The following is a 16586-nucleotide window of genomic DNA, read 5'->3' on the forward strand; positions in this document are numbered from 1 at the left end:
AAGGAGTCCCTGTGGAGTTTTTTGCCGAGTACGCCAGTTTTCTGGCCAAGACCGTGACACTGGTGGTCGCCATTCTGGTGGTCATGGCCAGCTTCGCGGCGTTGCGCAGCAAAGGCCGACGCAAATCGGCCGGCCAATTGCAGGTCAGCAAGCTCAATGATTTCTACAAGGGCCTGCGCGACCGCCTGGAGCAGACGTTGCTCGACAAGGACCAGCTCAAGGCCCTGCGCAAATCCCAGGCCAAGACCGAGAAGAAGCAAAAGAAGAAGCCTGAAGTCAAACCCCGGGTGTTTGTGCTCGATTTCGACGGCGACATCAAGGCATCAGCCACTGAAAGCCTGCGCCACGAGATTACCGCGTTGCTGACATTGGCCACGCCCAAGGACGAAGTCGTGCTGCGCCTGGAAAGCGGCGGCGGCATGGTGCACAGCTACGGTCTGGCCTCCTCGCAACTGGCGCGCATCCGTGACGCGGGCGTGCCGCTGACGGTGTGCATCGACAAGGTCGCAGCCAGCGGCGGCTACATGATGGCGTGCATCGGCGAGAAGATTATCAGCGCACCCTTTGCGATCCTGGGTTCCATCGGTGTGGTTGCGCAGCTGCCCAACGTCAATCGCCTGTTGAGAAAGCACGACATCGACTTCGAAGTGCTGACCGCCGGTGAATACAAGCGCACCTTGACCGTGTTCGGCGAGAACACCGATAAGGGTCGCGAGAAGTTCCAGGAAGACCTGGACGTTACCCATCAGTTGTTCAAGAACTTCGTGTCCCGCTACCGTCCTCAGTTGGCCATCGACGAAGTGGCCACGGGCGAAATCTGGCTGGGTATCGCGGCGCTGGACATGCAACTGGTGGACGAACTCAAGACCAGCGATGAATACCTCGCCGAGCGGGCCAAAAAATCCGAGCTGTATCACCTGCACTACGCCGAACGTAAAACGCTGCAAGAGCGCATTGGCATGGCGGCCAGCGGTTCAGTTGACCGTGTCTTGCTGACCTGGTGGAGCCGGTTGACTCAACAACGTTTCTGGTAAATCACACGCTGCAAGGGCCTTGATACCGTGTACGGGTACAAGGCCCTTTGAGTGGTTGCCTGTCTATCCATTGTCTGGAACAACGAAACCGGGGCACACCCGGTTTTTTCGTGTCTGGTAGCCGGTTTCTGTATTCACTGAGGATTTTTCCGAGCGAGTTTTCCGCTCTTTCCTGCTTTTGCACAGTACTCGCTGAAGTAGTGTGAACGCTCTATGAATTGCAATGGAATGCACTATGAGCAAGCTCCCGCATGATGATGTCGCCGGACCCCATCCTTCCCCAACCTGGCAAATGCGCAACGATCTGAAAGGCATCGTTGACCTTGCGTTGCCACAAACCCCTGACCAGTTCGGTGAGCAGCAGATCAAGGAAAAATGGGGGCAGGGCATCGACCCACAGACCACCTTGCTGGTAACACTCGATTACGATTACAACGGGCATCCTGCTCAGGGCGCAATTCATCAGGGGCAGGTCGCAAACTCACAATCGCTTCTTCAGGTACTGCTGCTCAATTACCAGACTGTCGGTGACGGACGCTTCGGCGAAACAGCGTTCGGCCTCTACACTCCTCCGGAGGTTGGCCCGCAGGTTCGGATCGTGGAAAAGGTCGATGAGTTCGCCTACCACGGTAGCGGTAACCACCAAACCTATGAGGGCATCTATCGGCAAACCGTTCCGCAGACCTACGGACCCGAAACGCAGTTGGCCCTGAGGCCGGCTGATTTCAAGAAGTGGGTCTGGGAACTGGAGTTGCAGGACCTGTACAGCGCATACGTTGATCAAGCGTGGCCATCAGACGAGGTGCTGCTGGCGCCTGCGCCTTACGCTTTGAGGACCTCGATCAAGGCCGCTTTTGTGATGAGTGCCTGGCTGCAGCGCGGTGAACGACGGTTGACCAAAAAGGGGCTGGAAATGGCCCTGCAGGCCGCCGGGTTATCGCCTGATCAACTTTGGGAAACATTAACGGTCGATCAGCTGCAGGCACCCACTTTGGCCCGCGGTGCAGTCACGGCGCGTCGCTTGAAGCTCTATCGATATACCGCGCGCGATATCTGGGTCTTGCGCAGCCAGTCCAGCGCCCGGCTCTTGATGTACATCCCCGGCAATTCATCGCCATTGCATGACTTCACCGACGCCGCGCATCTGCGCCAATGGGTGGTGGCGCAGGGCCGCGCTGGCGAAACGAAACAGGCACTGGCGGCGCACTTTACCGATGAAGATCGCATCGACGGTAGCTTCCACGCCGGCGTTCTTACGGCGCTGGAGGGTATGGCGATGTACCCGAAAGAACACCGGCTCAGCAAAGAAGCCGGCTTCTTCAACAATGATGGCTACTGGGACCCTGCCGATTACATCGGCTTTGATGACGCCGACGCAGACACCGATCCGTTTGCGCAGCTGGTGTTGTCCATGAAGCAGGCAGCGTTGGCCAGCATCAAGACCATTCGTGACGATGCCCAGGTCAATAGCGATAATTTGAGCGCTGTGGTCGAGCCGATCGTGCAATGGATCAACCGGTTTGGTCCCCTGGCCTTGTTCGTTCCGGGGGGCGAAGGCCTGCTTGCGTTGGCGGGGCTGATCGATGCTGGCTATGGTCTGGATCAGGCCATCAACGGCGAAACGGCAAGCGAGCGTTCCGAAGGTGTGACGCGCACCGTGTTCGGCTTGCTCAATGCACTGCCGATCGCCGGGGGCGCGGCCTTGGCCAAGGGTGATGGAATTGATATTGAAGTGTTGGCGAAAACCGATCACCGCGCCGGCGAACCTTCTGTCGCCCCGAGTGCGCCGCATATCCCCGCGGGTCCGACTTCCACGATACCGACTCGCCTGGTACTGCTGCGGGGCGTCGGCCCGTCGGTCGCCACCTTCAGTGATGAAATGCTGGCACAGATCGGCAAGGTCAGCGCCGTTGATGATGACATGCTGCGCCTGATGCAAACCGGACGCCCGCCAACTCCGTTGCTGGCGGATACGATCAGCCGTTTTCGGATCGATCAGGACCTGGGGCTGGCAGGACGCCCGGAGCTGTTCAACAGCCGTTATCAAGCACTTCAACAGTCGGAGCATGAATGGGTCCGGTTGTTTCAACGTGAGTACCCGGACCTGCCCAAAAGCGCGATCGAACAAATGCTTGATCGCTATGGTGTGGATGTTCTGGAACCACCCAAGGCTGACGAAGCACTGCTCGTATTCAAGCGACTGGACAGCAAAGCTCGTCAGTATCAGCAGCACGTTCGGCTCAATCGAGCGTACGAGGGCCTGTACCTTCGTTCGATGCTCAACCCTGAGTCGGATACGCTGGCCTTGCACTCGCTCAAAAATCTCCCCGGCTGGCCGGATAATCTTCGGGTCGACGTCCTGGACCAGTCCGCTGTCGGGCGAGTGCTCGATCGTACAGGCCCACTCGATGCTCCGGATGTCCGGCGCCTGATCAAGACAGGAAACCACTACCAGGACAACGCCCTGCAAACGGACTTTTACGGCGCCATTCTCGGGGTGTTGTCTGACAGTGAGCGCGCAGCGATGCGCCTCACATCGCTGGATCAGGCCAGTGAGCTAAGGCTCAAGATAGGTGATCACGCCCTGTCCCGGTCGCAATTCATGCTCGGCAAGGCAAGGATGGACAGTCAACTTCCCTTTGAGGCCCAGGGGCTCAGAGGCGGTGGTTTTCCCGATACGCCTCAGGCCGAGGCTATGACGCATGAAATGATGCGACTGCAGCTCAAGGACATTTACCCTGAATTTTCCACTGCAGAGGTCGATGAAGTGCTGCATCGGGTGGGTACACGCGCCCAGGCGCATATCGATGGATTGCAGCAGCAGTTTCAGCAATTGAACAGCGATTTGACCGGCTGGATCGATGAATCAGCCGACGATGTCGAAGACATGGACCTGGACTTTCTGGAAGTCGGAGATGCAGAGGCGCAGGGAATGACCCCCATGGAGGTTGAGGCGCATAACCTGGCGTTGCTCCAGGACACAGTGCGCTACGAACGAGAAACCAGGGCCGAACTGGCGGATGAATTGATAGCCATCTGGCAAAAGCGCGCGGCGCAAGAACAGGCGCATTATTCAGGCAGCCATTTGACGGGCTTCAAGATCGATCTGGAGTTCGAGGATTTCCATCGTTTACCGGCGCTGAACATTCGACTTGACGATGTGACCGAGCTGTCGATGCGGGGTTTTCACGTGTTCGAGCGCGAGACCTTGAGTGATTTTCTGGAGGCTTTTCCAAACTTGCGCACGTTGAGTCTTGAAAGTGTGGACCTTCGTCTTTTCGGTGAAGGCGGAAATCTTGTCAGCACCTTTCCACCCACACTGTTTAAGTTGCGACAGCTAACGTCGTTGAATCTCAGGTCCACTCATCTGGCATTCACCGAAACAATGGCCTCTCGGCTGAGCGAGCTGAAGCTGTTGCAACGACTGGACTTGAGTGACAACCCGCTGGGGGTTCCGCCCTTGATAGTGGGCATGGAAGACTTGCGCTGGTTGAACCTGAGGAATACCCAGATCACCTCATGCCCGATAGGGATCATGGACCCACCGCATATGGACCTGCTGGACCTGCGACACAATCAGATCGCCAGGGTGCCACCGGCCATCCTGAACCAGGCCATCACACCGGAGCGTGTGTTGTTGCAGGGCAATCCATTGACCGAGGAAGACACCTTGTTGCGCCTGGTGGAGCATCGCCAACAAACCGGCATCAACCTCTGGCTGGGCGAACCGGGGCCCAACTATGGGGACGTCGAGGAGTGGTTGCAGGTCGCCGACGAAGAACAACGCCACGCCAGGCTTTCGATCTGGTTACGGTTGGAAGACAAGCGGTTTGGCTCACGCTTTTTGAGAACCATCAGCGGCCTGAGTTTGACGGCGGACTTTCGGGTGGATTACCTGACGCTCCAGGCACGAGTCTGGCGTTTGCTGGGTGAAGCCGATGCGTCGCAAGCGTTGTGGACTCAGCTGGCTCAGGATGTGGAGGTGAGTGAAGCGGATGCCGATAATCCGTTTGCGATTTTCATCGCGCTGGAAAATCGGGCGAGGCTTTACCGGGACTGGGTGTCCATGGGACGCCCGTTTCCGTTAAACGCGGAATAGGAGAGGGGGCCTTGAACCCCGGGCGGGGTTCAAGGTTTGACGATCAGCGGCGACGGAACAGTGGCAGCGGTTCGTCAGTGGCGGCCTGATAGGTCACCGAGAAGTCCTGGAGGCTTTCCAGTGCTTCGTAAGGGTCTTTATCGGCGCGCAATGCAAAGGCGTCAAAACCGCAGCGACGCAGATAGAACAACTGGTCGCGCAGCACATCGCCAATCGCCCGCAACTCACCTTTGAAACCGTAACGGTCACGCAGGAGGCGCGCATTGGAGTAGTTGCGACCATCGGTGAAGGCAGGGAAGTTCAGGGCGATGACCTGAAAGTTGTCCACGTCTTCACCGATTTCTTCGGCTTCTTCATCGGCATCCAGCCAAACGCCCAGGCCGCCGTCGCGAGCCTTGAGCATCCGGGCGTGTTCGCGCCACAGCGTCAGCGGGACGATCAGGTCGTCGCAGTTGCTGATCTCGTCGATATTGAAATCCTTGGGCAGCAAGTGCCAGGTTTCGTCGACGACTTCGTTGTTCTTAATTATTCGCTGCATAGACGCGTTCCTTGAAGAGGTCGATGCCGATACGTTGATAGGTGTCGATGAAGCGCTCGTCTTCGGTACGTTGTTCCACGTACACGTTGATCAGCTTCTCGATCACATCGGGCATGGCGTCCTGGGCGAAGGACGGGCCGAGGATCTTGCCCAGGCTCGCATCGCGACTGGCGCTGCCACCCAGGGAGACCTGGTAGAACTCTTCGCCTTTCTTGTCCACCCCGAGAATGCCGATGTGGCCCACATGGTGGTGACCACAGGCGTTCATGCAGCCCGAGATGTTCAGGTCCAGTTCGCCGATGTCGAACAGGTAGTCCAGATTGTCGAAACGACGCTGGATCGACTCGGCAATCGGGATCGACTTGGCGTTGGCCAGGGAGCAGAAATCACCGCCCGGGCAGCAGATGATGTCAGTCAGCAAGCCGATGTTTGGTGTGGCGAAACCTTGCTCGCGCAATTCGCCCCACATCGCGAACAGTTGGCTCTGTTCAACGTCGGCCAGAATGATGTTCTGCTCGTGGGACGTACGCAGTTGACCGAAGCTGTAACGATCGGCCAGGTCGGCCACGGCGTCGAGCTGCTTGTCGGTGATATCGCCCGGGGCAACACCGGTCGGCTTCAGGGACAGGGTCACGGCGACATAACCCGGCTTCTTATGGGCCAGGGTGTTGCGCGTGCGCCAGCGAGCGAAGCCAGGGTGCTGCTGGTCGAGTTCGGCCAGTTCGGCGGACAGGTTGTCCAGCGACTTGTAGTCCGGGTCGACGAAGTGTTTGGCGACACGGTGCACTTCGGCGTCGGTCAGCGTGGTCTGGCCACCGCGAAGGTGTTCCATTTCCGCGTCGACTTTTTGCGCGAACACTTCCGGCGTGAGCGCCTTGACCAGAATCTTGATCCGGGCTTTGTACTTGTTGTCGCGACGGCCATAGCGGTTGTACACACGCAGGATGGCGTCGAGATAGCTCAACAGGTCTTGCCACGGCAGGAATTCGTTGATGAACGCGCCCACCACTGGCGTACGGCCCAGGCCACCACCGACCAGAACGCGGAAACCCAGTTCGCCTGCGGCGTTGTGCACCGGCTCAAGGCCGATGTCATGGACTTCGATGGCGGCGCGGTCCGAGGTCGACCCGTTGATGGCGATCTTGAACTTGCGCGGCAGGTAGGCGAATTCCGGGTGGAACGTCGTCCACTGGCGGACGATCTCGCACCAGGGGCGCGGATCGATCAATTCGTCGGCAGCGACACCGGCGAACTGGTCGGTGGTGACGTTGCGCAGGCAGTTGCCGCTGGTCTGGATAGCGTGCATCTGCACCGTGGCCAGTTCAGCCAGGATGTCCGGAATATCTTCCAGTGCTGGCCAGTTGAACTGCACGTTCTGCCGGGTACTGATATGGGCATAGCCCTTGTCGAAGTCACGGGCAATCTTGGCCATCATCCGCGTCTGGCGCGAAGTCAGCTGGCCGTAAGGCACCGCGACCCGCAACATCGGCGCGAAACGCTGGATGTAAAGGCCATTTTGCAGGCGCAGGGGGCGGAATTCTTCTTCGCTCAGCTCGCCTGCCAGATAGCGTCGGGTCTGATCTCGGAACTGCTTGACGCGGTCCTCGATGATCCGCTGATCGTACTCGTCGTATACGTACATATAAGTCCTGTTCTCAGGCTTGGGCCGGTCGGTTCCAGCGGCTTTTAGTGACTTGCTGAAGTCCGATACTGCCTCGGCAATTCTGCGCGCACGGCCGCGCACTCCCAACGGAGCCGGGGCAAGATACCAGTTTGCAGTTATGCGCAAAAGTGATGTTTGAGTATATGTAAAGAACCAAAACGACTAACGAGGATCGTTGTTGATAAACCCGCGTTTGTGGTGTGGGCAATCATCGTCTTAACTGTGATCGAGTCTTCGTGCAATCACCGATAAAACCGACAAGAGGCGATGCAATGAGCAACCCTACAAAAGCTTCGAAACCCGATAGCACAGTGGATGCCTGGGCCATTTTGTTCCTGATTATCCTGGTCGTGGGCACTGCGATTTTCTGGGTCAGTCATCAATAAACGACCTCGTCCGGGCCTTGTTCCGACGATTGTTGGACAAAAACCGTAGTGAGCGCCGTTTTACGGGAGTCCGCCGGCTATAATGCCCGGCGGATTTTCGGGGCCCGGACGATCAATGCTCAAATTTTTCTACACCTTCCTGCTGCTGACCCTTGCAGTCTACGGTCAGGTTGCGCGAGCCGAGTCGGTGCTGTTCCTGAACCCGGGGGCCACTGATGAAACGTTCTGGGTCACCTATACGCAGTTCATGCAGGCGGCCGCCGATGATTTGGGCATCGATCTGCAAACCCTCTATGCCGAACGCATGCCCGAGCGGACGCTGGCGCAAGCCCGCCAAGTACTGCAAGGCCCCGATCGTCCGGACTATCTGGTCTTCGTCAACGAACAATATGTCGCCCCGCAAATCATGCGCATGGCCCAAGGCAGCGGCGTGAAGCTGTTCATGGTCAATGCGTCGTTGACGCCTGATCAGTTGAACCTGGTGGGCCAGCGGCCTGATTTGTTGGGTAGCCTGGTCCCTAACGATGAGGAGGGCGGCTACCTGATGCTCAAAGAGCTGATTCGCCAGCATCCACCCGTGGCGCCTGGCCAGGTGATTGAATTGCTGGCGTTCTCTGGCCTGAAGATCACACCGTCGGCACAACTGCGCGAACGAGGCATGCAGCGTGCCCTGGCCGAACACCCTGAGGTGCGGTTGCGCCAGCTGGTTTACAGCGGTTGGAACCGGGAACGGGCGCATGAACAGGCCAAGCTGCTGTTTCAGCGCTATCCGAAGGTGTCGCTGGTATGGTCGGCCAATGATGAAATGGCGTTTGGCGCCATGCAGGCGTTTTTGGAGGCGGGGGGCGTGCCAGGCAAGGACGCGCTGTTCAGCGCGGTAAACACCTCGCCCGAGGCGTTGCAGGCAAAGATCGACGGGCGGCTGAGCGCGTTGCTGGGGGGGCATTTCACTTTGGGTGGCTGGGCGCTGGTGGAGTTGCATGACCTTGATCAGGGGGTCGACCTGAGCCAGTACGGTGGCCGTGATCGAAAGATCTCGCTGTTACAGGTGATTGACAAGACGCAGGCGCGGCAATTGCTGGCCATGAAGACATCGACAGATTACGGCGTCGATTTCCGCCGCCTGTCCGCGAAAGGTAAGCCGACTTCCTACCGCTATCCATTCACCTTGCAAACGTTGATGCGTTAACGCCGCGTCATACGCCTGCCAGATGCAGAATCAGTTTGACGATGGCAAACAGCGTCAACGCGAACACCGCTGTGAACAAAATTCCCAGAATGACAAAGTGGCTCGGTTTGCCATGGGTGAAGTCGCGGGCGCGATTCTTTCCGCTTTGCACCCCGAACGCCGCGGCCATGACGCTGTGGAGCATCTGCCAGAAGCTGGGCGGTTTATTGTCGACCGGATCGTCCATAAATCCCTCGTTACGAAAGTCACGTTTACAGAGCATAGACAATTCGCCAACGAGTGCCGTCATTGCGCACTTCGCGGACACTATTTATGTACCGCAGTCGGGGTCGCCTTAAGTGATGTGCTGTTGCTCCCTATTAACAGGAGTGACTCATGTCTTCGCAATCGCACGACCCCGCCAAAAACCAAATGCCTTCGGCCACTGACAGTATCCATGGCGATTTTCTTGAAAAGTCCATTCCTCAGTGGCTTGTCGACGCAGCACCGCAAAGAAGGAAGGCGATCAAGGACGCTGGAACGGTTTTGCCGGATTGGTACCTGAATGCCACCCCCGAACAACGACAGGACCTTAATCAGAGCTTCAACGCCAGTGCCACCGCCCAGGCCCGGCTGGATAAAACGATGTCGACCTTCAAAGACATCGACACCTTTGCCGAACCGCTGCTGCTCAAGGCACTGAAGGACCAATACGCGGTGGAAGTGGATGTCAACACGACTCTCATGTGTCTGAGGCGGTCTTTGGAGGTTGGTGTTCTTGCAGTGGAACTTTCGTCGTTCGAATTTTTGAAGCTGACGATGTTGCAAGCCGCGTTGCATAACTTCGAAGCCTGGGAGTGCAAGCCTGGGGCATACCATCAAACATCCGGATTCATGGTGAGTACCGCCACCCCCGGCACGTACGCGCCAGTGGCCGTGAAACTGACCATCAGCCAGTTCACGACCCTGTGTCGACGTCTTGATATCGGGGCGAAATACCAGGCCTATCTGAAGTCATTTTTTCATCCTGCGGACACAAGAGTCGAAGCGACACTTCGACAGGATTTCATCGCCAGCCAAAAAGCAGCCATGCGAGCCGCTGCAGAACAGGCGTTGTTAACCAAGGACATTGAACCCGGGGATTACGCGATGATCCTGTCGGTCATCAGTGGAGAGAACCATCCCTGGATGGGCGACAAGCAAGTCTGGTTTCACGACATGGGTTTGATGAAGCACCGAATGACCGGTTGCGTGGGATTCGTGATCTGTGAAAAGTATCGTTATAACGACGAGGTAATTCTCTATATCCCCAACGATCCGGCGCACCCGCTAAAGCGGTACAGCGGATCGCGAATGAAGCAGGAGTTCAAGCGTCTGTTCCTGGACCGGGACGGCATGGAGCCGGGTGCTACGGGCCCGACCAGCTACCAGCGCTTCTACAGTCAATTCGTACCCTACGATCAGCGGCCCTATTACTTCAGCCAGTTTACTCAAAAGTCAGCCGACTCCCCGAGCGACTTCTTCAGATCGCCCTGGATAACAATCGTCGAATTCATCAGTCCCGCTTCATCCCTGACTTACATCAGGGAGTTGCCGCCAGAGCGTCCCGGCAAAATGGAGCCGGTGCCTGATCCGTACATCGCACCCTCGACCGTCACCCGTAAAGGACGAGGTATCTGGGCTGAGAACGTGGATCTCTGGACGTATCTTTACGAACAGCACCGCGACAAGGTCATCGCCGATGCCCGCAGCCATGCGGTTTCTTCTGATGAAGTTGACGTTAAGGCACGGGAGGCAAAACTGGCCCATCTCCTTCAGGTCGGCTTGCTGGGAGTGAACATGGTGTCGATGTTCGTTCCGGTGCTGGGCGAAGTGATGATGGTGGTGATGGCCGGGCAGTTGTTGTACGAGTCCCTGGAAGGGGCGATTGAATGGAGCGAAGGCGATAAAAGAGCGGCCAAGGCGCATCTGGTCGATGTGGCAGAGAACCTGGCGTTGATCGGGGTGATGGCGGGTGTCGGGGTGGGGGTCGGCAAGCTGACAGCGGTCAAGCCAGAGCCTGTGATTGAAAACCTGCATCCTGTCACGCTGCCCAATGGGCAAATACGTCTGTGGAAGCCGGACTTGAGCGCTTATGAAAGCCGCGTTTCTCTGGACGCGAGTACCGGGCCGAACGCCTTGGGCCACCACGTCGTGGGCGGTAAAACCTACATTCGTCCAGGCGGCAAGGTTTACGAAACGTTCTTTGACAGGTCGATCCAGAAATGGCGCATCCGGCATCCGACCGACACCAATGCCTATCAACCCATTCTCGAAGGCAACGGTCGCGGTGCCTGGCGCCACACGCTTGAGCGCCCGATGCAGTGGGATCGTCTGGATTTGTTGCGACGCATGGGGCATGAAACCGAGGCGTTCTCTGATGAAGCACTGCTGCAGGTCGCCGATGTCAGTGGCGTCACCGACAACGCCCTGAGAAAAATGCACATGGATCATGCCGCGCCTCCGCCCGAGCTGACCGATGCCATGCGCCTGTTTAACGCTGATTCGGGGGCGCTGCAGGTGCTTGAGCAACTGCGCGGGACGAGGTCGATCGACAACCGTTACTTACAGGCATTGCCGTTGGTGACCCGGATGCCGAGATGGCCGGAGGCTCGGGTGCTGGAAGTCTTTGAAGGGCCCGGCCTGTCGGGTAAGTCGATCAAATTCGGCACCGAGCGTGCGTGGCGTGGTGATGGGGGCAAACCGGTGATCAAGGTGAGCCAGGCGGATGTCTTGAAAGGTGAATTGCCCACTCGCATTCTGGCAGCGCTGAATGAATCTGAAATCACCCGCCTGCTGGGTGCAGAGGGTGCACGTGTGCGCGCATCAAGAGCCGAAGAGCTGGGCAAGCAATTTGCCGATTACGCTCAATCCCGTCAGTCAGCGATTTTTGACGCGCTTTACAAGGGCAACGAACCGGTCGATGCCCGGATCAAACAGTTGCAGCGCGAGTGCCCTGGTCTCAGTGAGGCCGCCGCGCAGGAAGTTCTGGCCCATGGCAGTGCCGATGACCTCACTCGTTTTGAAGTGACGAAACGGCCCCCTTTGAAACTGCTCGAAGAAGCTCGATGGTATGCGCGCCAAGGACGGCAGACTCGTGCATACGCAGGTTTGCGCAGTGAGAACATTGCCTCGGCGGACAGTCGACGGCTGGCATTGAATGCCCTGGAAAACCTGCCGGGTTGGCCGGATACATTGCGGTTGGAGGTTCGCGAGGGAAGTGATACGGGGACGTTGCTTGATAGCATCGGCGACGAGAACGCACCCGTCAAAAAGTACCTGGTCAAAAATGGCCCTCGCTACCAGGCCTTCAATGAGCGAGGAGAAACGCTCAACAGCGTTCCCAGGGAAGGCGACAACTTTTACGCCTCCATCATGCACGCCTTGCCCGATGACGCTCGTTCCGCCCTTGACTTGCCCCACGTCAGTCAGGCGAGCGAGTTGCAAAGGACAATCATCGCGTATGCGGACGCTCATCGCAGTCAGGCAGGACGCATGCTCGAGCCACAAGCCGGACGGTTCAAGCCCCCGGTGCGGGTCAACGACCAACTGTTGGGCTATTACGCCAGTGGGCGCGGCAGAGGGCTGGACCCATCCCTGACTTCAAGGGTAGAGGTGCTGTATCCCGCGCAAGCACAGGCCGATGCCTTTATCCGACAGCAGGTGGGTAAGACCAACAAGCAAATCTACAGTGTTCTGGAAACACGTACGCGTGATTGGCAGGCACTGAGCTGGACACTTGATCAATGGACAGGAACTCCCGGGAGTTCCAGTTTTCACCACAGAACTCAAATCGCCCAGGCGCTCAAGACCAGTTGGCGAAACGCACCACTATCAGCCGAGGTGCCCGAAGCGGGCCGCTTAACGCTTTTTTGTGATGAGCCGTTACCAGGGATCGATGCGGATTTTTCCCATGTACATGATTTGACCGTAGCGGGGCGCGGCCTCACAGACGCCAATGCCGATGCCTTTCTGACGCGCTTCCCTAATGTCCGAAAACTCTCGATAGGCGGCGAGGGCCGCTCTTTTGCCAGGCTCGCATCCAGAAGCCAACCGCTCACGTCACTGCCGAGAACCGTCACCGAGATGCAGCAGCTGACGAATTTGACGTTGTCTTCAGGCGCGCACACCTTTGCAGCTGATTTCCCCACGCGCCTGACCGCGTTGACGAATCTGAGAACGTTGTACCTCGACTACACCGGTTTCAATTCGAATGCGCTTAGCGGGCTCGATTTGACAGCGTTGAGCAAATTGAAGTCATTGCGAATCGACGCCTCTTTCGCCGCGATGGAGTGGCCGGAGTACGTGCAGAACCTGAAGCAGCTTGAACGGCTGGACCTCGCAAAGACCTCGATCAATCACGTTCCCGATTGGCTTTATAGCGGGCACGAAAAGCTTTGGTTCGGGTTGTCGCTGGATTGGTCGAGGTTTTCCCATGAGGCCTTTAAACCGGCCTTTGAATACGTACAAAACTATTCGGGACCGCTGGGGCATTTGAGTGATGTGCATCAGATGGTGAGTGAGTACGCACGCGGCGAGCTGACCTTCCTGACGGGCCTTCCAAATTTCACGGATCGTCCATTACAGCCAGAAATCATGGGCCTCTGGAATACACCTCGAACCCGCCTGGCGGCTATTGAAGCCCTGAGCGCGGAACATGCGGGCGTTTTCCGAACCTTCTATCAAGAACCGGTCTCGGGCCTGGGATTGCGTAAGGCGCAGCGGACTATCGAGTCGGTATCGGGTCATAACGCCGGCGTGTTTCATGCGCTTGAGAAAAGCTGGCGCGGTGCAGTGCGCCAACGCTATGGCTTGCCCGCGGATGTATCAGTGTTTGAATTACCGGACATGGGGTTGCAGATGTCTGAAATGCTCCGCGACGGGAAAATCGTTCAGCTTCCACGGTTGCCAGCGGGCAGTTTTTCCCATGTTCAAACCCTGCGTCTGGGATGGCTGGACGCGCCTGTCGAGCAGGTCCGCGGCTTTATCAGTGCGTTCAGCGGCACGCGTACCCTTGAAATTACCAGCAATGGTTTCACGGAACTGCCGATTGCACCCGGGGCCTTGCCTGAGTTAACCCGGCTCGATCTGCACAACAACCATATTGCCGTTACGACAGCCGTCCAGAATCAATTCAATGGATTGTTGAACCTTGAGTACTTGAACCTTGGCAATAATCCGTTGGGCAACCTGGATGTCAGCGCGCTGACTCGGCTAAAGGCACTCAATCTGAGGGGGACGACGTTACAGGCGTGGCCAACCGGCGCCGAAAAATTGCCGAAGTTATCGTGGCTCGACTTGCGTGACAACGAGCTGTCGTCGCTCTCGCAGGAGGCGTTGTCCGACGAAGACGCGCTGATGAAAACCCAGTTGACCGGTAACGAATTCAGCACTACAGGCGCGGCCGCCCTGGAAGCGGCGCGGCGGCGTATTGAAACCGCCAAGGGCCTGCCCGAGGGAACGCTGGAGCGATTTGCCCAGGAAGCAGTACCTGCGCAATTCCCGCCGACGGAGACGGGCTGGTCTATTGCCAGCCACCTGTTGTCACTGCCCGAACGAACGCCTGTCACCCCTGGTGCTGGCGGGTTTGCCGAACGCTTGCAGCGTTTGAACCCGGTCATGACCGGGGAGCAAGCCCTTAAAAGGATCCAGCAACTGCGCAACGATGGAATGAACGATGTCCACATTGATGCGCAGATCAACACCTGGCACCAGACCTGTGAATCACTGACCCGTCAACTCAATGGCTGGTTGTATTCCCGGGAAGTGCCGATGCGCCGAGCGATCGTATCTTCGCAAGCCCGCTCGCTCGCCGCATTGCGCCTTCGCGATGTGTGGCGGGAGCGACTGCTGGATGGCTCCGGTGGAGCAGGAAAAGAGTTGAGCTTTAATGGCCTGGTCACAGGTGATTTGCCTGAACTTGTGGCGCAACTGCCCCAAGTGACCCGCCTGGATTTGTCGGGCGTGAGAATGTCCGCGCAGGGGTCCAATGGCTTTCTAAACGCATTCCCTCAACTGAAGAGCCTGTCGATCAACGGCAATGAGTTATCGGCATTACCCGATGCCATCCAACACATGGACCAGCTTGAACGATTGGAGCTGTCGGGCAATCAGTTCTCCAGTCTTGGACCCTTGTATCAACGTCAGGGCAACGAGCGCCTGCGGTGGATTGATCTGAGGCAAAACATCCTGGCCACTTTCGATTGCCGCCCCTTCTCTCATCTGGAAACACTGGAGCTTGGCTACAACTCACTCACACAATGGCCGCAGGGGGCGCTGGAAGCTCGGCATCTGCGCGCATTGGACCTGACAGGCAACTCGATCACTGACGTCCCAGAAGCACTGTTGAGCGGCAATCATGACGAATTGGTAGCCGGCACGGACATGGGTGACAACCTTGATCTTTCACTTCCAACCCTTGAGCGCATCAGGGGCTACAGCGATGCAAACGGGGGCGGGAGCGTGATGGGGATATCACGAGAGGAGTTGAACAGGAGAATTGAAGACCCGCTAAGCGATGATGGGAGCGGTTCCGAGGATATATCGGATGATAGCGATGATTATGACGATGATTCTGACGGTGACGATCGTCCTGACGCGGATGCCACCGTTCGGCCCGTCGAACCCCTTTATCGTCCTGGGCTCGATACGGCAGCACCGGCATTAGAGCCCTGGCTTGCCAATACAAGCACTGAACTGGCAGCGCTAAGGCGTGATATCTGGAGGCGCCTGGCCCAGGAAGACAATCATGAACGCTTCTTCCAGTTGATTACGCTGTTACGAGATACCGATGAATTCAGATTCGTACGCGCTGACCTGACACGACGGCTGTGGGATGTCATGGATGCCGCCGCCGAAAACACCGAACTGCGGGAATTGCTGTTCCATAACGCCGAGACCCACGGCACCTGTATCGACGGGCGAATTCTAACGTTCAGCGAGCTGGAAGTTCGTGTGTATGTGTACCGCGCCTTGCGTGACATTCCCCCAGGACGCCCCCTGCAGCGAGGCCGGGCCCTGTTGCAGCTGTCACGGCAGCTGTTCAGGCTGGAGAGAGTCGAAACGATAGCGGAGGCAGCCGCACAACGCCGCGATAGAGCCGAGGTGCGCCTGCGTTATCGCATTGGTTTGGCGGGGGGCTGGGAAGACGGGTTGGAGCTGCCGGGGCAGCCCGCGCACATGGCGTTCGACAGACCCATCAGAGGCCAACTGTTGGCGGATACCCGGGCATCGATCCTTGCCGCCGAGCGTTCCGATGCGTTACTGCACAGTATGGTCGCCAGGGATTACTGGACGGAGTACCTGCAGGAGCGCTATCCCGACGAGATCTCTGCCATCGAGGAAGCACTCGGCGAAGAGCGCCTGCAACAACTGAGTGAATTGGAGGACCGTAGAGCGAATGGGGCGATCGCCGATCAGGAGTACGAGAAGGACGTGGTTGAACTGGGCAAGCAAACCCAGACCAGACGCACGCAGAAACTGATCGAATTGTCCCGAAGGGCAATACAGGCGCTTCAGGCTCTGGCCGGTGAGACGGAAGTGCCGGGAACCCTTTCACCCCAGCCAGGACCGTCACGACGTAACTGATCTCGATTGTGCCACCCTGAGTCAGTAGAACCTGTAGCAAGATTCGCCCGCGAAGGCGTCCTCAGATACGCC

At 57.7% G+C, this 16586-nt stretch carries 7 protein-coding genes; 4 read left to right on the forward strand and 3 right to left on the reverse strand.

Annotated elements, in window-relative coordinates:
- Positions 1–11: 11 nt before the first annotated feature.
- Together sohB and H7698_RS15835 are read left to right on the forward strand one after the other, a co-directional pair.
- Positions 12–1034 (forward strand): protease SohB, encoded by a 1023-nt coding sequence (gene sohB / locus H7698_RS15830; RefSeq protein ID WP_162439321.1) that lies wholly within the window; start codon positions 12–14, stop codon positions 1032–1034.
- Positions 1035–1269: 235 nt separating this feature from the next.
- Positions 1270–5133, forward strand: coding sequence for a dermonecrotic toxin domain-containing protein (locus tag H7698_RS15835; protein WP_194692031.1), 3864 nt, complete (start codon positions 1270–1272; stop codon positions 5131–5133).
- Between the two features lie 43 nt (positions 5134–5176).
- Here H7698_RS15835 and H7698_RS15840 read toward each other — a convergent pair whose 3' ends face one another.
- Positions 5177–5671: a DUF934 domain-containing protein gene (locus tag H7698_RS15840; RefSeq protein ID WP_162439323.1), complete on the reverse strand. Its 495-nt coding sequence runs from the start codon at positions 5669–5671 to the stop codon at positions 5177–5179.
- Positions 5655–7313: a nitrite/sulfite reductase gene (locus tag H7698_RS15845; RefSeq protein WP_162439324.1), complete on the reverse strand. Its 1659-nt coding sequence runs from the start codon at positions 7311–7313 to the stop codon at positions 5655–5657. The genes H7698_RS15840 and H7698_RS15845 overlap by 17 nt, the downstream gene beginning before the upstream one ends.
- Positions 7314–7835: 522 nt before the next feature.
- On the opposite strand from H7698_RS15845, the gene H7698_RS15850 reads away from it, so the two are divergent.
- Positions 7836–8909, forward strand: a complete 1074-nt coding sequence (locus H7698_RS15850) for an ABC transporter substrate-binding protein (protein ID WP_194692032.1) — start codon at positions 7836–7838, stop codon at positions 8907–8909.
- Positions 8910–8916: 7 nt separating this feature from the next.
- Here H7698_RS15850 and H7698_RS15855 read toward each other — a convergent pair whose 3' ends face one another.
- A complete protein-coding gene (locus tag H7698_RS15855) occupies positions 8917–9135 on the reverse strand; it encodes a DUF2970 domain-containing protein (protein WP_162439339.1) in 219 nt (72 codons plus the stop codon).
- Between the two features lie 149 nt (positions 9136–9284).
- On the opposite strand from H7698_RS15855, the gene H7698_RS15860 reads away from it, so the two are divergent.
- Complete coding sequence (locus H7698_RS15860; RefSeq protein ID WP_194692033.1) at positions 9285–16514, forward strand: NEL-type E3 ubiquitin ligase domain-containing protein; 7230 nt, start codon at positions 9285–9287, stop codon at positions 16512–16514.
- The last annotated feature ends 72 nt before the right edge of the window (positions 16515–16586 follow it).

The sequence above is a fragment of the Pseudomonas sp. p50(2008) genome (assembly GCF_015351605.1).
GTDB lineage: Bacteria > Pseudomonadota > Gammaproteobacteria > Pseudomonadales > Pseudomonadaceae > Aquipseudomonas.

What these genes read in the sequence shown, in the direction of transcription:
- H7698_RS15835 (WP_194692031.1), top strand. Translation starts at nt 1,270, where the DNA reads ATGAGCAAGCTCCCGCATGATGATGTCGCCGGACCCCATCCTTCCCCA.
- H7698_RS15840 (WP_162439323.1), bottom strand. Translation starts at nt 5,671, where the DNA reads ATGCAGCGAATAATTAAGAACAACGAAGTCGTCGACGAAACCTGGCAC.
- H7698_RS15845 (WP_162439324.1), bottom strand. Translation starts at nt 7,313, where the DNA reads ATGTACGTATACGACGAGTACGATCAGCGGATCATCGAGGACCGCGTC.
- H7698_RS15850 (WP_194692032.1), top strand. Translation starts at nt 7,836, where the DNA reads ATGCTCAAATTTTTCTACACCTTCCTGCTGCTGACCCTTGCAGTCTAC.
- H7698_RS15855 (WP_162439339.1), bottom strand. Translation starts at nt 9,135, where the DNA reads ATGGACGATCCGGTCGACAATAAACCGCCCAGCTTCTGGCAGATGCTC.
- H7698_RS15860 (WP_194692033.1), top strand. Translation starts at nt 9,285, where the DNA reads ATGTCTTCGCAATCGCACGACCCCGCCAAAAACCAAATGCCTTCGGCC.